The 17,843-nt window shown below is 72.1% G+C and carries 13 protein-coding genes; 3 read left to right on the forward strand and 10 right to left on the reverse strand.

From position 1 onward, the window contains the following. Positions 1-213 precede the first annotated feature (213 nt). The gene (locus tag ACWEF2_RS16040; protein WP_453815819.1) at positions 214-2,823 is read right to left on the reverse strand and encodes a bifunctional FO biosynthesis protein CofGH; all 2,610 of its coding nucleotides are present in this window, start codon (positions 2,821-2,823) and stop codon (positions 214-216) included. Between the two features lie 179 nt (positions 2,824-3,002). On the opposite strand from ACWEF2_RS16040, the gene ACWEF2_RS16045 reads away from it, so the two are divergent. Continuing rightward, a complete protein-coding gene (locus ACWEF2_RS16045; RefSeq protein WP_453815821.1) occupies positions 3,003-3,137 on the forward strand; it encodes a hypothetical protein in 135 nt (44 codons plus the stop codon). On the opposite strand, the gene ACWEF2_RS16050 is transcribed toward ACWEF2_RS16045, so the two are convergent. The 8 genes from ACWEF2_RS16050 to ACWEF2_RS16085 form a co-directional block, all read right to left on the reverse strand. After that, complete coding sequence (locus ACWEF2_RS16050; RefSeq protein WP_453815823.1) at positions 3,122-4,102, reverse strand: DNA-3-methyladenine glycosylase family protein; 981 nt, start codon at positions 4,100-4,102, stop codon at positions 3,122-3,124. The two genes, ACWEF2_RS16045 and ACWEF2_RS16050, sit on opposite strands and share 16 nt — an antisense overlap. 30 nt (positions 4,103-4,132) lie before the next feature. After that, complete coding sequence (locus tag ACWEF2_RS16055) at positions 4,133-5,227, reverse strand: sugar phosphate nucleotidyltransferase (RefSeq protein ID WP_453815825.1); 1,095 nt, start codon at positions 5,225-5,227, stop codon at positions 4,133-4,135. Positions 5,228-5,241: 14 nt separating this feature from the next. Then, positions 5,242-6,366, reverse strand: coding sequence for a glycosyltransferase family 4 protein (locus ACWEF2_RS16060; protein ID WP_453815827.1), 1,125 nt, complete (start codon positions 6,364-6,366; stop codon positions 5,242-5,244). Positions 6,367-6,455: 89 nt separating this feature from the next. Next, on the reverse strand, positions 6,456-7,382 hold the full coding sequence (locus tag ACWEF2_RS16065; RefSeq protein ID WP_453815829.1) for a lysylphosphatidylglycerol synthase domain-containing protein: 927 nt from the start codon (positions 7,380-7,382) through the stop codon (positions 6,456-6,458). 118 nt (positions 7,383-7,500) lie between these two features. Then, a complete protein-coding gene (locus tag ACWEF2_RS16070; protein WP_453815831.1) occupies positions 7,501-8,343 on the reverse strand; it encodes a class I SAM-dependent methyltransferase in 843 nt (280 codons plus the stop codon). A 207-nt stretch (positions 8,344-8,550) separates the two neighbouring features. Beyond that, on the reverse strand, positions 8,551-9,621 hold the full coding sequence (locus ACWEF2_RS16075; protein ID WP_453815833.1) for a glycosyltransferase family 4 protein: 1,071 nt from the start codon (positions 9,619-9,621) through the stop codon (positions 8,551-8,553). Continuing rightward, complete coding sequence (locus tag ACWEF2_RS16080; RefSeq protein ID WP_453815835.1) at positions 9,622-10,551, reverse strand: glycosyltransferase family 2 protein; 930 nt, start codon at positions 10,549-10,551, stop codon at positions 9,622-9,624. A gap of 136 nt (positions 10,552-10,687) precedes the next feature. Next, the gene (locus ACWEF2_RS16085) at positions 10,688-12,742 is read right to left on the reverse strand and encodes a hypothetical protein (RefSeq protein WP_453815837.1); all 2,055 of its coding nucleotides are present in this window, start codon (positions 12,740-12,742) and stop codon (positions 10,688-10,690) included. 225 nt (positions 12,743-12,967) lie between these two features. Here ACWEF2_RS16085 and ACWEF2_RS16090 point away from each other — a divergent pair, with 225 nt between their 5' ends. Both ACWEF2_RS16090 and ACWEF2_RS16095 read left to right on the forward strand, forming a co-directional pair. Next, positions 12,968-14,353, forward strand: coding sequence for a hypothetical protein (locus ACWEF2_RS16090; protein ID WP_453815839.1), 1,386 nt, complete (start codon positions 12,968-12,970; stop codon positions 14,351-14,353). A gap of 157 nt (positions 14,354-14,510) precedes the next feature. Further along, entirely contained in the window at positions 14,511-16,217 is a 1,707-nt protein-coding gene (locus tag ACWEF2_RS16095) for an LCP family protein (protein WP_453815840.1), read from the forward strand. Positions 16,218-16,406: 189 nt separating this feature from the next. Here the strand turns inward: ACWEF2_RS16095 and ACWEF2_RS16100 are convergent, their stop codons facing one another. Beyond that, positions 16,407-17,843, reverse strand: a complete 1,437-nt coding sequence (locus tag ACWEF2_RS16100) for a hypothetical protein (protein WP_453815842.1) — start codon at positions 17,841-17,843, stop codon at positions 16,407-16,409.

Consider the following 17,843-nt stretch of genomic DNA (forward strand, 5'->3'; position numbering starts at 1 on the left):
AGGGGTAAATTCTTCCGAATACATCAGGAAATTCAATATTCATCCTTGAGGGCCGCGGCGTGTCCGGCATACGGGAGGGAAACGTCTCGCGAAAAGCGGCCCGAGACGCCTTTCCACATCGAACGCGGCCCGGGGGCGGACCGCGCGGAGTGCGGAGACTCGGCGAGGTTCACGCGCTCGGGCCGCGTTCAACGTCCGGTGAGCGGGAGCCCGTCACACCTGTTCGAGCGGTAGCAGGCCCCGTACGCTGCCGCAGACGCCGTCGCTGGCCGCCGACGCGGTCAGCCGCTCGGCGTCCGGCACGCCGTAGGAGGTGGTCCGCTGCCGGATCCGCCGCCCGGTCGGGGCGACCATGGCCGCCATGTCGGTGATCGTTTTGAAGGAGCCGTTCTCCGACCCGGCCATCCGGCTGATCGTCTCCTCCATCAGCGTGCCGCCGAGGTCGTTGACCCCGCCCTGGAGCACCTGCCGGCACAGATCGTCCTGAAGCTTGACCCAGGAGCACTGGATGTTCGCGATCGCGCCGTGCAGGAGGATGCGGGCCAGCGCGTGCACGGCCCGGTTCTCCCGGGCCGTCGGGCCGGGCCTGGCGATCCCGGCCAGGTAGATGGGCGCGCTGTGGTGGACGAACGGCAGCAGCACGAACTCCGAGAACCCGCCGGTGTCCTCCTGGATGCGGCGGATCAGCCGGAGGTGCTGGACCCAGTGGGCGTGGGTGTCCACGTGGCCGTACATCATCGTGGAGGTCGTCGGGATGCCGACCCGGTGGGCGGTGGAGATCACCTCGACCCACTCCCTGGTGGGCAGCTTGCCCTTGGTCAGCACCCAGCGCACGTCGTCGTCGAGGATCTCGGCCGCGGTGCCGGGCAGCGAGTCGACGCCCGCCTCCCTGGCCGCTACCAGCCAGTCCTCAATGGACAGGTTGGTACGGCTGGCGCCGTTGATCACCTCCATCGGGGAGAAGGCGTGGACGTGCATCCGAGGCACCCTGGCCTTGACCGCCCTGGCGATGTCGAAGTAGGCGTCGCCAGGCAGGTCCGGGTGGATGCCGCCCTGCATGCACACCTCGGTCGCCCCCGCCTGCCAGCCCTCCCAGGCCCGGTCGGCGACCTGCTCCAGGCTCAGCGTGTAGGCGTCCGCGTCGGTGCGGCGCTGCGCGAAGGCACAGAAGCGGCAGCCGGTGTAGCAGACGTTGGTGAAGTTGATGTTCCGGTTCACCACGTAGGTCACGTCGTCACCGGCCGCCTCGGCGCGGAGGTCGTCGGCGATCCGGCAGAGCTCCTCCAGCGCCGCGTCGTCGGCCCCCGCGCCGTGCTGGTCGCCGGCCGTGTCGAGGAGGGCGAGCGCCTGGGCGTCGGTCAGCGCCGCCGGGTCGTCGGCGGCCTGCCGCAGCGCCCGCCGGACCTCGCCCAGGAGCGCGGCGGGCGTGCCGGCGCCGGGCGGAGCCGGGGCCGGCAGCCGCTCCCTGAGGGCGTCCCAGTCGCCGTAGACGTTGTCGAAGTCGTCGCGCCGGTCGGCGGCGCGGCCCTCGGTGTCCACGGCGGTGTGCAGGTCGGTACGGCCCGAGGCGGCGAAGCCGCCGTCCGGCTCCTGCCAGGGACGGCCGACGAGGACGGCGTCCTCGCGGGCGAGACCGGTCCGGGGGTCGGCGAGGGCGGCCACGTGGGCGCGGAGGCGCGGGTCGAGCCAGGGCTCACCGGCCAGCACGAACTCGGGGTAGATGGTCAGCCTCTCGCGCAGGGTGAACCCGGCGGCGGCCGTGCGGGCGGCGAGGTCCTCGATCTGCGGCCAGGGGCGTTCGGGGTTGACGTGGTCGGGCGTCAGCGGGGACACGCCGCCCCAGTCGTCGATGCCCGCCCTGATCATCAGCTCGTACTCGGAGTCGACCAGGTTCGGCGGGGCCTGCACCCGCATGCGGGGCCCCATGACCAGCCGGGTCACCGCGATCATGGCGGCCAGCTCCTGCAGGTCGGCGTCGGGCATGCCGCGCATCGCGGTGTCCGGCTTGGCGCGGAAGTTCTGGACGATGACCTCCTGGAGCCCGCCGTACTCGCGCGCCACCCTGCGCAGCGCGAACAGCGACTCGGCCCGCTCCTCGGCCGTCTCCCCGATGCCGATGAGGATTCCGCTGGTGAAGGGCACGTTCGTCCGCCCCGCGTCCTCCAGCACGCGCAACCGTACCGCGGGGTCCTTGTCCGGTGAGCCGTAGTGCGGCATGCCCTTGATCTCGAAGAGCCGCCGTGAGGTCGTCTCCAGCATCATGCCCATCGACGGCGCGACCGGTTTGAGCCGCTGGAGGTCGCGCCAGGTCATGACCCCCGGGTTGAGGTGGGGCAGCAGCCCGGTCTCCTCCAGCACCCTGACCGCCATCGCGCGGACGTAGGACAGCGTGTCGTCGTAGCCGTGCGCGTCCAGCCACTCGCGGGCCTGGGGCCAGCGGTCCTCCGGCCGGTCGCCCAGGGTGAACAGCGCCTCCTTGCACCCCAGCGCCGCCCCCTGCCCGGCGATCTCCAGCACCTCGTCGGGGCCCAGGAACATGCTCTCCAGCTTGTGCGGGGCGGTGGCGAACGTGCAGTACCCACATCGGTCGCGACAGAGCCGGGTCAGCGGGATGAAGACCTTGCGGCTGTAGGTGACGATCCCCTGCCGCCCCACGGCCTCCAGGCCCGCGTCACGGACCCGTCCGGCGTGTTCGAGCAGGGTGGCGAGATGCTCGTCTCTCGCGTGCAGCAGGACGGTGGCCTCGGTCAGATCAAGAGCTTTGCCGTCGCGAGCTCGGGCCAGAGACCGGCGCAGCGCGGTATCGGTGGGGTTGACGCTCATGACGGCACATTACGACCCGTCTGTCACCGATGCGGCGCTGGGTACCGTATCGACGATGTCGACAGTTCAGAGATGCTTAAGCACATCGTCAAGCAAGTTTCAATAGACGTAAATGCTTGCGCCTGCATACACTGGAGAGGCCTCCGGGAAAACCCCCGGGACATCCCCAGGAGCCGAAAATGATCTGGTTTCTTCTCGCCCTCGCCGCCGTCTCCGCCCTGGCGCCGCTGATCGGGGCGGACACCCGCGACGGCCGCGACTGGAGGTCCGAAGACCCCCTCCTCGCCGGGCCTCCGGTTCAGAACGCGCGATAGTCGCGTGCCCGCATCCGCGGCCCGCGAGCCGGTGGCCGCTCACCGCTCAGCCCCAGCAGCCTGCTGACCCGGTGGCGGTGCCCCCGGTAAGGGGCCAGCAGCCGCAGCATGCCCGCGTCGTCGGTCCTCCGGCCGGTCAGCGACCAGCCGACCAGCGCGGGGAGATGAAAGTCCCCCACCGAGACCGCGTCCGCGTCGCCGTGCGAGCGCTGCCGCACCTCCGCCGACGTCCACGCCCCGACCCCCGGCAGCGCCCGCAACAGCCGATCGGTCTCGGCGCTGTCACCGGCCGCCTCCAGCTTGGCGGCGTGCCGGGCGGCGTTCACGATCGTCCTGGCCCGTACGGCCTCCGCCCCCGCCCGGTGCCAGTCCCACGACGGGATCGACCGCCACACCTCGGGCTCGGGGAAGACCCGCATCCCCTCGGGCGCGGGTCCCGGCGCGGGCTCGCCGTACCGGTGAAGCAGCCACCGCCACGCCCGCCACGCCTCGTCGCACATGACCTTCTGCTCCAGCACGGCGGGCACCAGGGCCTCCATCACCAGGGAGGTCCGCCCGATCCGGAGCCCCGCGTGACGCCTGGCCGCGCGCCGGAGCGCGTCGTGCTCCGGGACGAACCCCGAGAGGTCGTCGTCGGCCCCGAGCAGCGCGGGCAGCGTCTCCAGCAGCCAGCCGGCGCCAGGTCCCCAGGCCGCGCCGACGACGGCGCCGCCGACGGGGCCGATGGCCGCACCGGCGAACGGGCCGAGGCCGTCGCCGATCCCCCGACCGGCGACGGAGCGGGGGGTCTGTCCGTCCCGCAGCGCCACCCGCAGCGTCCCCGGCCCCTCCGGGGTCCGCGAGGTGCGCCAGACGGCGCCGTCGGCCGTTCTCCGCCAGGTGGGATCCCCGCCGCCACGCCGGTGCGGTTCGAGGGTCGCCCAGAGGTCGAGCGGCCCACCGGGCCGCCACTCACGCTCCCTCACCACACCCTCGCCCCGGGCACGCGGCGGAGGTCAGATGTCGCTGGAGAAGCGGACGGCGCACTCGGGAAGCACCACGCCGGGCCACACCCGGCCGCCCCCCAGGAGCTCGTTGCCGGGGCCGATCACCGCGTGATCACCGATCACCACGTCGCGCAGGACCGCGCCGGAGGCGATCTCGGCTCCGGGGCCGACCACCGAGTCCGCCACCGAGGCCCCCGCGCGGATCACGCAGTCGTCCCCGAGCACGCTGCCGGAGACCTGGGCGCCGGACTCCACGACCGCCCTGGCGCCGACCACCGAGCCGCCGTCGACCTTGGCCTCTGCCGAGACCGTCGCGCCCGGCAGCACCAGGAGGTCGCCGGGGGGGCCGGGCAGGGCGGGCGAGGCGAGACGGCCCAGCACCAGGTCGCGGGAGCCCCGCACGAAGGCGGCGGGCGTGCCCACGTCGAGCCAGTACGAGGCGTCGGCGTATCCCAGCACCAGGGCGCCGTCCTCGATCAGGCCGGGAAAGGTCTCGCGCTCGACCGAGACGACCTCGCCGGCCGGGATCGCGTCGATCACCGAGCGGGTGAAGACGTAGCAGCCGGCGTTGATCCGGTTGGTGACCGGGTTGGGGGTCTTCTCCAGGAACGCGGTCACCCTGCCGTCGGCGTCGGTCGGCACGCAGCCGAACCGCGAGGGGTCCTCGACCTCGGTCAGGTGCAGCGTGACCGCGGCCCGCCTGGCGACGTGCCTGGCGACCTGGTCGCCGATGTCGTGGCCGGACAGGATGTCGCCGTTGAGCACCAGCACCGGCGCGTCAGGACCGCAGGTCAGCGCCTCGGCGGCGTTCCTGATGGCGCCGCCGGTGCCGAGCGGGGTCTCCTCGGTCATGTATTCGAGACGGAGCCCGAACGCCGAGCCGTCCCCGAACGCCTCGGAGAACATCTCCGCCCGGTAGGACGTGGCGAACACGACGCGCCGCACCCCGAACGAGCGGGCCCTGGCGAGCTGGTGGGCCAGGAAGGGAACCCCGGCCGTGGGCAGCAGCGGCTTCGGCGTGCCGAGGGTCAGCGGACGCAGCCGCGTCCCCCGCCCCCCGACCAGGAGAATCGCCTCAAGCTCCGGTAAAGGTGTCTCCGTCATCCCGAGAGGTTAACTCACTGTTCGAGGGCGCGCTGATAGGACACCAGATGCGCCTCGGCCGAGGCCTCCCAGGTGAACTCCTTGGCACGGACGAGACCGGCCTCGGAGAGGACCTCCCGGCGCTCGGGCGACGACAGCAGTGTGAGCAGCGCCTCGGCGATGTCGGCGTCGTCGGGCTCGGTGTAGGCGACCGCGTCGCCGCCCACCTCGGGCAGCGAGGTGCGGTGCGTGGTGAGCACCGGCGCGCCGCAGGCCATGGCCTCCAGCACCGGCAGCCCGAAGCCCTCGCCCCGCGAGGGGAAGGCCGCCACGAGGGCGCCGCCGAGGAAGCCGGACAGGTCCGAGAAGGCGAGGTAACCCGGGCAGATCACCCGGACGGCCGAGGGCGCCTCGGCCACCGCGGCCTCCACTCCGGCGTCGGGGACGCCTCCGGCCAGCACCAGGGCCGGAGGGGACGGAAGGTCCCGGACGGCGCGGGTGAAGCCCCGGATCAGACTCGGCAGGTTCTTACGAGGCTCCATCGGGCCGAGGAAGGCCACGTACGGGGTGCCGTGCAGGCCGAGCCGGTCGGCCGCGTGCTTGACCTCCTGCGGCGACGGCCGGTGGAACAGCTGCGGGTCCACGCCGTGGTAGGCGACGTCGATCCGGGTCGGGTCGGCCGCCAGCACCCGGATCAGCTCGTCCCTGGTCGCCTTGGAGGGCACGATCACCCTGGAGGCGTGCCGGGCGGCCGTACGGGTCGCCGAGCGGAAGAACGACGCCTTGACCGTGCTGTTCTGTGACGACTCGGTGAACCAGGTGACGTCGTGCACGGTCACCACGGTCGGCAGGCCGGAGCGGAGTGGCATCGAGTAATAGGGGGCGTGGATGACCTGGGCGCCGACCTGCCGGGCGAGGAGCGGGACCCCGGTCTGCTCCCAGACGAGCCTGGCGGCCCGGTTGACGATGCCGGTCGGCCCCGGCAGGATCCGGGCCGAGGGGGCCAGCGCCCCGTACCGCTCGACGTCGGCGCGCTGACAGACGACCGCCACATCGGCGCCCGCCCGGTCCAGTGCGGCGACGAGTCCGTCGACATACCTGATCAGGGCACCGCGATCAGCCGGAACCGCGGCCGCGTCGACGAGCACTCGGGGCGTCAAGAACGATCACTCCCCTCAAAGTCCACGCGGGACGGTTGTCTTATCTGCTCCTCACTCTATTGGGCGAGCGTGCGCAGGGGTGGGGTAAATCACACGGGTTTTCCGGTTGTTTGATCGTGCGTGGGACCGACGTCGCGGCGGGCGGCGACCCCGGCCGCGCCCGCGCAGACGAGATCACCGAGGATGATCACGATCCTGGAGCAGAGCGCCACGGTGATCGCCGGCCCCTCCCCCAGCACGGGTGCCAGCACGACCACCATGGCGACCTCCCGGACCCCCGCCCCGGCCGGGACCACGAACGTCATGATGCCCAGGCACCAGGACAGCGCGAACGCCCCGACCGAGAACGGGATCAGGGACGCGCCGGAGAGGCCGAAGTCGTGGACGATCGCCGCCAGGTGCAGGCCGTACGCGGTCCAGCCGAGCAGCGCCCAGCCCAGCGCGGTGAGCATGCCCGCGCGGGTGAGGGGCCGCTCCAGCGGCTCCCGCCCCAGCCTCCGCAGCCCGAACGTGAGGAGCGCGTTGATCACACGCGGCTCGAACACCACCGCGAGCACCGGGATCAGCAGGAACACCCAGGCGTACGGCGCGGCGGACCCCGGCAGGGAGGCCAGCAGCGTCACCCCGGAGATCACCAGCCCGCTGCCGAGCTGCACCGGCAGGGTCAGGAAGAACGCCGCCGCGCTCCGCGACCTGGGCACCCCCAGCTCCCGGCCCATCTCCATCTGGGCGAGCACCGGCCAGAGCGAGCCGGGGATGTACTTGCCGAGCTGGCCGACGAAGAAGACCTTCGCCGCCGGGCGGAACGGCAGCGGCGAGCCGAGGTCGGCCAGGAGCGACCGCCACGTCATCATCCCGCCGCACAGCGCCGCGACCACGGCGACCAGCGACAGCGCGAGCGCCTGCCAGGACAGCTGGGCGAACCCGGCGCGGATCCCGTCCCACTTGCTCACCACCGCCCACGCGCCGAACCCGAGCGCGACGAGCAGGAAACCGATGCGGATCAGCCGCTTCACCGGACCGGCCGTTTCACCACTGACCGTTCCGCCGTCGGCCGCTCCGCCGTCAGCCGTTTCACGCCCGCGCGTTTCACCACCGGTCGTTTCACACCCGGCCGTTTCGCCACCGGCCGTCTCACAGCGGAGGGACCGGGTCGGGGGGCTGGGGCAGGGCCGCCCCCGCCGGGCGGCGGGTGCTCTTGGTGGCCACCCACAGGTAGGTCGGCACCACCGGCAGCAGCCCGCGCAGGACGGCGCGGGGCAGCCGGGAGAGCACGCCCTCGGCGGCCCGTCCGACCGCGCCGGGGAACAGCTCGGACCCGGCGAAGGCGGCCGGGGTGGCGAGCACCGGGAAGGTGTAGTCCCACACCCGCAGGCCACGCACCATCCTGCGCAGGCCGCGCCGGGTCCGGTAGCGCTCGTAGTAGCTGTCGGCCCGGCCGGAGAGCCGGACGTAGCGGTCGGCCAGAGACGGCGGCAGGTAGGACAGGAACGGGAGCCCGTAGTGCGGCTCCATCACCCCGAGCCGGTTGCCGAGCCCCAGGTAGAGCACGCCGTCGTCGGCGAGCACCCGGCGCATCTCGGCCATGATCGCGTCGGGGTCCACCACGTGCTCGTAGATGTGGTTGAAGACCAGCACGTCGATGGAGCGGTCGGGGAAGGGCAGCGCGGTGCCGTCGGCGCAGACGAACTCGACCCGACCTCCGAACCGTCCGGCCGCCTTGCGCAGGCCGGGCACGTCGATGTCCACGCCGAACGTCCGGCGGGCGCCCGCGGCGGCCAGCTCGTCGGCGATGAACCCGGCCGAGCAGCCGATGTCGGCGACCGTCAGGCCCTCCAGGACGTTCTCGTCCCGCCCGAGGAAGTGACCGAGCACCGCCACGATCTTGGCGGCCTTACGGCGGCGCTTCTCCTCGTCCAGCATGGCAGCCTGGAACTCGGAGTACTCCAGCTGCGCCACCCGTCTGCCGTCGCCCATCGCCCGCCCACCACTCCTCGCTGACTCCGCGACTCCTCGTTGACTCCGCGACGCCCAAGAGTACCGGCGAGCCCGCCCCCCGCCGCCGGGCAACGCCTCTCCCGGCGGCGACCCGGAATCTCGGATCCGCTCCCGGCTCAAGACCCCGCCCCGGACCACACCCGTTCCCAGGCCGGTCTCCTTCCCGGACCGCGCCCCCGCCGGACCTCACTCCGGGATCAGGGCCGCGAGGTAGGAGGCCCAGTAGGGCTCGGGGTCCACGGCCTTGACCCCGGCGCGGAGCCGGCCGGGCTCACCCGGCCGGTAGAACGCGGTCAGCGCCGCGCGCAGCCCCTCCACCGAACCGGGCTCGACCAGCAGCCCGTCCACCCCGTCGGTGACGTGGTCGCCGAGCGTCCCCACCCGGCTGGCGATCACCGGCACCCCGTGCTCGTGGCCGAGCCACACCTGCTGGCTGGCCGTCCCGCTCCGGTACGGCAGGACCAGCGCGTCCACATCCGCGAACAGCCCCGGCACGTCCCCGTCGGCCACGTAGCCGGGCCGCAGCTCCACCCTGCCGGTCAGGCCGAGCTCGGCGACCAACGCCTCCGTCTCCTCAAGACCGCCCCAGAACTCCCCCGCCACCCGGAGCGAGACCCCCTCGGGCAGCGCGCGGATCAGCAGGTCCAGCCCCTTGTACGGCCGGACCAGGCCGAAGAAGAGCAGCCGGTTGGCCACCGTCCGGGCGCCCTTGTCCCGGGATCTGAGCCCGGCCGGCAGGTGCGGCGCCATCTCGGCCACCGTCACCGGGGCGGGTCCCAGCCCACGGGCGAGCGCGGCCTGCCGCTCCGAGTGGACGAGCACCCCGTCCACCCTGCGCAGCAGCGCCCTCATCAGCGGCGTGTCGTACGGCTTGCGCTCGTGGGGCAGCACGTTGTGGCAGAGCGCGACCACCCGGGTCCGGCGGCGCAGGCCGTACAGCAGCCCCAGGTAGGGCGGCACCTGCACCGGGCTGAGCAGCACGAGGATCACCAGGTCGGCGGCGGCCAGCCGCCGGCCGCAGCGGACCCAGCCGTCCGGGCGGCGCCAGTCGAGGTCGCGGCGGACGTTCGGAAACGGCGCCCCGTCCGGGGTGTCCACGGTCTGCGTGCCGGGATAGAGAAAGGAGGGGTACTGCGCCCGCCACGACTCGATCACCACGTCGTGCCCGGCGCCCAGCAGGCGGTGGGCCAGCTCGGTGGTGTGCGCGACCCCGCCGCCCTTGTAGGGGTGGGCCGGTCCGACGATCGCGATCCGCATCTACTCGCTCCTGGAGCGCACGATGAGGTCGGCCAGCAGGGCCAGTGAGCCGATGAGCAGGCCGGACAGGAAGATCACGATGGTGTTGCTGGTGAGGTAGAACCCGTAGCGGACCATGTCCACGACGCCCTTGACCAGGCCGATGCCGACCAGCCAGAGCGCGGGCGGCATGAGCACCTTGAGCGGGTTGAAGTACATGACCATCCGCAGCACCTGCAGGATGTAGCGGTAGGCGTCGGAGATGAAGCTGAACTTGGACTTCCCGGCCCGCTTGCTGTACTCGATCGGCAGGTAGAAGACGTCGTGCTGGTTGGACAGGAACGACAGCGTGATCGTGGTCACGCAGGAGAACCCCGGGGGCAGCAGCCGCAGGTACGGCCGCGCGACCGACTTGCGGAAGGCCCGCAGCCCGCTGTTGAGGTCGGGGATGCGCTGACCGGCCAGCCGCTCGGCCACCTTCCGGATGAACCACTTGGCCGGCACCCGCAGAAACTTGTGGGAGCCCTCCTCGGTGGTCCGCGCGCCCACCACCTGGTCGATCGTCTGATCCTTCTCCAGGATCGCGACCAGCTCGGGGATGCGCTCGTTGGGATACGTCATGTCCGCGTCGGTCCACACGACGATCTCGCCGCGCGCCTCCTGGGTGCCGATCCTGCGCACCGTGCCGGAGCCGCCGTTGCGGTGGAACGCCCGGATTCGCATGTTCGGAAAGCGCGGCGCGGCCTCGGTGAGCCTGGCCAGGGTCTGGTCTGTGGAGAAGTCGTCCACGGCCACGAGCTCGTAGGTGTAGCCGCTGCGGTCCATGGCCTCGCAGATGCGCTCGACCTCGTCGATCACATGGTCCTGTTCGTTGTAACAGGGCAGGACGATCGTGACGTACGGCGTTGCGTCCACAGCTGATTCACTCTCGGAAGTCTCGGGCGTGCTCACGTCGGGCGAGGATACTCTGCCCGGATGGGGGCCGGACCCACATTCAGGCGCCGAAAAGCGCTTCTCGCCCGGTTTCCCCTGGATCTTTCCCTGCTTTTCCCCTCCGTGAGGGCGTTCTCCTCCGGGGAACGGAACGTCAGGGAACGGCCATCCAGGTGTCGACGGCCATCGACCAGGTGCCGTTGGGGGCGTCGACCAGGGAGCGCTCATCCTGGCGGGTGCGGAGTTTCATGACCTGGACCGGCTCGCCGTACAGGGCCAGCTGGTCCGCCCTGACGGCGAGCAGGACCGGGACGCGGCCGGCGGCGCGGACGCGGCGGATCAGCCGGGTGACGTCGGCCGACCCCGGGACGTCGCCCTGCCGGAGGACGACCCGGGCGGTGGGCACGTCGCAGGTGTTCCGGACGACCGGGGTGAGCCGGTCACCGGTGACCCGCTCCACGATCAGCACCGAGGCGCGGGCCGGGAGTGCCGCGCACATCGCCTCGACCGCGGCGCGCTCACCGCGCTCAACCGGGGTGAAGGCCGTCCCGGCCGAGGTGACCACCGGCGGGACGAGGAGCAGCAGCGCGCCGGCGGCGGCGACGCCGTTCTGGACGGACCGGCCGTAACCCATGCCGCGGGCCCGGTCGCACAGCCATCGCACCCCCCAGACCGCGAGCAGGATCAGGCCGGGGATGACGACGGGGACCAGCCGCCGGGAGGCCCACGGCTGGTCGGGGGTGATGGAGGGGAGATAGAGCGTGGCGACCGTGGTCCAGCCGACGACGGCCAGCGGCGGCAGCCAGCCGGGCTCCCGCCCCCTGACCAGCCTGCGGGTGAGCAGGGCCGCGGCCAGCGTGGCCAGCACCACCGCGGGGGCCCCGACGTACCAGATCACCCAGTGGAGCGACTCCTCGTAGTAGAGCCGGGAGCCGTCCATCGGCAGCCCGTTCGCCCGCTGGGTCCGCTCGATGAATCCGTAGGTCAGCCGGTCGTCCGGGGTGAGCGGCCACCGGATCACAGTCTGCAGCCACGGCCGGACCGCGAAGGCCGCCATGACCACCACCACCAGGCCCGCGGCGAGATCGGGCAGCCGCCGGATCCCGGCGAGACGCCGCAGCGGGGACACCAGCCTCGGGGCGAGGGCCGCGGCGGCCAGGGTGAGGAGCAGGACCGCGCCGCAGATGGCCAGCAGCGGCCTGAGTGAGCCCGACAGGTAGTTCAGGTACGGCCTGGCCAGGAGATAGGCGGCCACCAGCCCCAGCCCGGCGCCCACGGCCAGGCCGCAGAGCAGCGGAACGCCCAGCCCGCCCCCGGCGCGGTCACCGATCCGGCGCAGGGCGATCAGCAGCCCGGCGTAGGCGAGAATCGGAAGCACGTCCCTCAGGCCGTCGATCCTGACCAGGACGGCCAGTCCGAAGACCAGACCGGCCAGGGCCGCCACGGCGGCGTCGGAGCGGGGCCCGAACCGGGCGTCGTGCAGCAGGGCGAGACCGCCGAAGAGCAGGATCAGGGACGGGATCTCGCTGAAGGTGGCACGCGAGGTGTAGAGGATCGGGAGGCTGACCGCGAACGCCAGGGCGGCGAGCGGAGCCCAGCGGGCGCCGGCCAGCCGGGCGACGAGCCCCGCCAGGACCGGCACCGCCGCGGCCCCCAGCAGCGCCGGGACCAGCAGCAGCCCGGGAACACCTCCCAGCCAGTAACCCACCGCCTGGATCATCGGCGGCCCCGGCATGAACTGCGGCACGACGGCGCCGCCGAAGTCGTAGAAGCCCATGCTGCCGAAACGCAGCGCCGGATCCGCGCCGCCGAAGGCCGCCTCCTGGTACGGGATCGGCAGCGAGCCGTGGCGGGCCAGCCAGACGGCGTACTGCGCGTAGGTCGCGGGATCACGGCGGACGATCAGCTGCTCGCTGCCGAGCAGGCCGTTGAAGATCCCCGAGGCCAGGGCCACGGCGACCACCCCGCCCGTCTGCCGGGCGGACGCCTCGACCGTCGCCGGCAGGCGGCGCAGGCCGTACCGGCACAGGAGCACGGCGGCCGTCAGGCCGAGCGGCAGGGCGACGGCGGGGCGAAACCAGCCGAGCAGCAGCAGCGGCAGCGCGACGAGCAGCCAACCGGCCAGCGCGAGCGCGGGCACGGTCGACAGCACGGCGAGCACCCTGCCCGCCGAGGGCCCGCGCCTCCGATCCCACCGGCCGATCCTCATAGCTGGCCCCGAGCGTAGCGGCAGCCCCCGGTGGAGGCGACGAGGGCGCGCATCGGCCCGGCGCGACCCGGTAGCGTACGCGCAGCATGCGGAGGGACGGCAGGGGCGTGCGCCGATCTGGCGCGACCCGGTCGCGTACGCGCGGCACACGGGGGATCGGCCTCGGCGGAACGGCCGGGGCGTCGGACCCTGTCGCGTACGCGCGGCACACGGAGGGGGCGAAGAGTGATCGGGTGGGCGCGGCGGCACCGGTGGTTCCTGGGCGTGCTGGGCGCCGGGGCCGTCCTGAGGGTGATCACCATGCTCGGCTACCGGCCGGCGCTCTGGTTCCCCGACTCCTACACCTACGTGGTCACCGCGCTGAGACCCCGGCCCGACCTGGTCCGCCCGGCCGGATACTCGATGTTCCTGCGCCTGCTCGAACCGTTTCACAGCTTCGCGCTCGTCGCGGCGGTCCAGCACCTGCTGGGGCTCGGGGTCGGCGTGCTGGTCTATGTCACCGCCCGGCGGCTGCGCGCCCCCGGCTGGGCCGCGGTCCTCGCCTCCGTCCCCGCGCTGCTGGACGCCTACCAGATCGAGCTGGAGCACCTGCTGGTCTCCGACACCCTGTTCGCCGCGCTGGTGACGGCCGCGGTCTGCCTCGCCGTCTCACCGGCCGGGGGGAGACGGGCGGCGGCCGGGATCGGCCTGCTGCTCGCGGCGGCGACGCTGACCAGGACGGTCGGGCTGCCGCTGGTCGTGGTCTTCGCGGGCTGGCTGATCTACCGGGCGCGGGGGCGGGTGGCCACGGCCGCCGTCATGCTGGCCGCGGCGGCGCTGCCGATCCTGGGGTACGGGGCCTGGTTCCACGCGACCTACCACCGGATCGGCCTCGTGGGCGCGAACGGCGTCTTCCTCTACGCCAAGACGATGACCTTCGCCGACTGCGCGGTGATGAGGCCGCCCGCGGACCTGGCCGTGCTCTGCGATCCCCGCCCGCCCGGGGAGCGGCCCCCCGCCCAGGAGTATGTCTGGAGCCAGGACTCACCGCTGGTCAGGTTGCCCGGCATCACCTTCACCCGGGAGAACGACACGCTGGCCGGGCGGTTCGCGTCGCTGGCCGTCCGCAGTCAGCCACTCGACTACCTGGGCTCGGTGACCTCGGAGCTGGCCCGCTCGTTCACCCTGGGCCGTCCGGTCTACCCGGATCAGGAGATCTACGACTACTACGAGTTCCCCGCGGAGCCGCCGGCACCGCCCGGCCGCTATCCCGCCATGGTGGGCGCCGGGTTCGCCCAGCGCTACCAGCGGGGCCCGATCGACACCCGGATCGTCGAGCCCTACGCGGGCTGGATGCGGGCCTACCAGCGGGTGGCCCACCTGCCCGGCGCGGCGGTGCTGGTGATCCTGCTTCTTCCCCCGGTGGCGGCCGGTGTCCGGCGGTTCCGCCCGGCCTCCACGGCGTGGCTGCCGCCCTGGACGACGGCGACGGTGCTGCTCGTCATGCCGGCGGCGGTGGCGGAGTTCGACTACCGGTACGTGCTGCCCGCCGTACCGGTCGCGTGCCTCGCGGCGGCGCTTGCGTTGAGTAAACCCTCCTTCACTAACATACCAATAAATGTCCGTATTTGAGTATGCTGGGCGGCCGGATCATCACGGAGGCTGCGGGGGGCGGTCATGACCAAATTCGCACCATCACGACTCCCGGCACTCGCCCCGTGACCTACTCTTTGGGCGCGATGAGCGAGCTGAAACAGCCCCGGACGTTGCCGCCGAGCGAGGAGATCGCATGAGCGACCACCGGCACGTCGCCGTAAGCGCTCGGAACACCGCACCGGCCATCCCCGGCCGCCGGGGCTCCAGGCACGCGGGCCACGACGGTGGATCACCACCCGAGAACCCCACCCCGCAGGGCGATCCCCCCCGGCACGGCGGTTCCGGGGGCCACGGCAGGCCGGGCGGCACCGGTGGCAAGGCCAGGCGGCTGAGCGCGGGGGCCTGGGTCAGCATCGCGCTGACCGGCGTCATGGTCGTCGGCACCCTCACCGGCTACAAGTTCTACCGGGACATCGAGGGCAACATCAAGCGCGAGGACGTCGAGGGCATGCTCAGCGCGAACCGCCCGCCGGAGACCGGCGCGCTCAACGTGCTCGTCGTCGGCTCCGACAGCCGCGACGGCGCGGGCAACAAGAAGTACGGCCAGCACCTGCAGGGGCAGGGCGAGCGGACCGACACGATCATCCTCCTGCACATCTCCCCGAACCGCGACAAGGCGACCCTGGTCAGCTTCCCGCGCGACTCGATGGTCCAGGCGCCCCAGTGCCAGAACCCCAGGACCAAGGCGATCATTCCCCCCGGTCTCCGGCAGATCAACGCGACCTTCAACGACGGCGGCATCGTCTGCACGTGGGACACGATCGAGGCGCTGACCCAGATCCACATCAACCACTTCGTCAAGGTCGACTTCTCCGGGTTCAAGGGCATCGTCGACGCCCTCGGCGGCATCGAGATCTGCCTGCCCAAGGACGTGGTGGACAAGAAGGCCAAGCTCGACCTGACCAAGGGCAAGCACACGGTGCAGGGCGAGACCGCCCTGGCCTACGTCCGCGCCCGCTACCAGCTCGGCGACGGCAGCGACATCAGCCGGATCAAACGCCAGCAGGTCTTCCTCACCCAGGTGATGAAGAAGGCGACCAGCTCCGACCTCCTCACCGACCTCGGCAAGCTGACCGCCTTCCTTGAGGCCGCCACCTCCTCCGTGACGATGGACCGCAACCTCACCACCGCGCGACTCCTGGAGATCGCGCAGAGCGCGAAGTCTCTGACCGCCAAGGGGCTGAAGTCGGTCACCGTGCCGTGGAGGCCCTACGCGCCCGACCCCGGCCGGGTCGAGTGGGCCCAGCCGCAGGCCGACCAGCTGTTCGCCGCGATCCGCAGCGACATCGAGGTGCAGCCGACCGCGACGCCCAAGCCCTCCGGCACCGGTACCGGCAAGGAGACCGAGGCCCCGGCCAAGCCCGCGATCAAACCCGCCCAGGTCAGGGTCCAGGTGCTCAACGGCACGAACACCTCGGGCAGGGCCGTGGAGGTCGCCGAAGCGCTGACGGCGCAGGGCTTCACGGTGGTCGAGGTGGGCAACGCCCAGCTGCCCACCGGCGCCGACCAGCCGAAGACGAAGGTGCTGTACGCCAAGAACGCCGAGGACGGGGCGGACTACGCCCAGCCCGTGGCCGCCAAGCTGCTGCACCAGGAGAAGATCGTCCCCGCCGCGGGCAAGATCAAGCCCAACACCGTGGAGCCCTACAAGCCCGCCGCCACATCCACCCCGGGCACGGGCGCCACTCCCCCCGCCACCGGTACGGCGGGCACCGCCGCCGGCGGACCGGTGATCCAGCTCGTCATCGGCGCCGACTGGAAGGGCGTCGCCTCCCCCATCAAGATCCCGGACAGCATCAAGGAGAACGTCGTCGACGCCAACACCAACCCCTGCCTCTGACGAAGGCGCGGTTCCCCCTTCACCAGACGGCGTGCGTAAGCCTTCCAGGAGAACCATCTCGCCGTACGCGGGATGCCATAACCGGGTTCTCCTGGCCGGTCAGCCGGCCAGGCGCTGTTCCCGTGCCATGACCCAGCGCTCCGACAGGATCGGGATGGGCCGTTCGCATGCGGCCGGCCTCCCGCTGTTCTATGCGGGGACACGAAGTTCCTGACGTACACGGTGGCGAAACTCCCGCACGCAGGTCTCGGCGTTCCACGGGTTCAACGCTTCGAGGAAGTGCCTGACGTAGGTAAGGGAGCGGGTGGAGGCGACGTGGGACAGGATGTCCACGGCGCGGCGCCCGTGCTGCAAGCCTTCGTCGAGACGGCGGGCCTGGAGATGGGCGGATCCGACGATGGCGTTGCGCATGCCGCAGGAGCGTGTGTAGGTGTCGGCGGGCATGGTGGCCAGATTCTCGAACCGCATCACCATGTGCGGCATCCGAAGGTCGCGGTGGATCTCGGTGGCGTCAGCGGCCAGCCGTGCGTGGGTGAAGAAGTCGATCCAGTCGGGGTCGGGGTCGCCGGGGCGGGCCTGGCTGAGCAGTGTCTCGGATCGGGCCAGTGCCAGCCCCGCGGCCCGGCCGACGTGAGCGCGTCCGTGCAGGCGTGCGGCGCGGGCGTGTGCACGGGCCTCGACCAGCTTGAAGAACGCCAGGGTGCGGGAGGTCGCGCAGTGCCGGGCGCGCTCGTATGCGCCCTGGGCCATGTCCACCGCTTCCTCGCAGAAGTCGTTGAGCCCGGCCTGGAGCGACATGGAGGCCAGCACGTAGCCGCCGAGCGCAACGTCGCCGGCGGCGCGGGCCAGTCGCAGGGCCTGGACGTAGTGCCGCTGGGCGCGCGCCTGATCGCCGATATCCCAAGCCGAGTAGCCCGCCAGGCGGCCGAGCTGGGCGGTGACGGCGAACAGGTCGCGGCCTACGGCGTCGCAGTAGGTGCCCGACAGCAGGGGGACTACGCGGTCGCGCAGGCACGCGCCCACCATGGACGCGCCGTAGGCGCCGCCGCCGTACTTGGAGTCGAGACGGCGGGCGTGTTCGGCGGCCTCGTGAAGCTCGGTGATGTCGGCGGCGCCGACGCGGCGGGCCCTTGGTCGGGGGAGTTCGGTGGCGGCATTGTCGTCGGCGGGTTGGACGAGCCACCGGGTGGTGGGCATGGTGAAGGCAGCGGCGGCGAACGCCAGGTGGCTGAACTCGCGGCGGTTCACCTGATCTCCCAGGGTCCACCAGACGGTGGCGGTGTCGATGGCGCACGAAAGCTCACGAGGGAAATCCAACGCGATCTCGGGGGCGGTTGTCGACGGTTGCGGCATGCCGATCTCGGCGACGCTGACGGGACGGCTGAGTCGTTCGGCCAGGGCTGCGGCGATCGCCTGTGGGGCGGGCCGGCGCGGGGTCATCCTGGAGATCCAGTTGGCGACGGAGGTGTGGGTGTAACTGGTGGGCTTCCCCAGTGCCTGACAGTGCTGGTTCACCCGCGCGGCCAGTGCTTTGTGGCTGGCGCCCGAGGCGACGATCAGCTTCTCCAGCGCCAGGTTCGGGCGGTGTCCGGACGCGTGGGGCACGTCGGTGATGTGTACGGCCAC

This window comes from Streptosporangium sp. NPDC004631 (genome assembly GCF_053601935.1).

Bases quoted from the DNA above. Each gene is read 5' to 3' on its own strand.
- ACWEF2_RS16040 (WP_453815819.1), bottom strand. From the start codon at position 2,823: ATGAGCGTCAACCCCACCGATACCGCGCTGCGCCGGTCTCTGGCCCGA.
- ACWEF2_RS16045 (WP_453815821.1), top strand. From the start codon at position 3,003: ATGATCTGGTTTCTTCTCGCCCTCGCCGCCGTCTCCGCCCTGGCGCCG.
- ACWEF2_RS16055 (WP_453815825.1), bottom strand. From the start codon at position 5,227: ATGACGGAGACACCTTTACCGGAGCTTGAGGCGATTCTCCTGGTCGGG.
- ACWEF2_RS16070 (WP_453815831.1), bottom strand. From the start codon at position 8,343: ATGGGCGACGGCAGACGGGTGGCGCAGCTGGAGTACTCCGAGTTCCAG.
- ACWEF2_RS16075 (WP_453815833.1), bottom strand. From the start codon at position 9,621: ATGCGGATCGCGATCGTCGGACCGGCCCACCCCTACAAGGGCGGCGGG.
- ACWEF2_RS16085 (WP_453815837.1), bottom strand. From the start codon at position 12,742: ATGAGGATCGGCCGGTGGGATCGGAGGCGCGGGCCCTCGGCGGGCAGG.
- ACWEF2_RS16095 (WP_453815840.1), top strand. From the start codon at position 14,511: ATGAGCGACCACCGGCACGTCGCCGTAAGCGCTCGGAACACCGCACCG.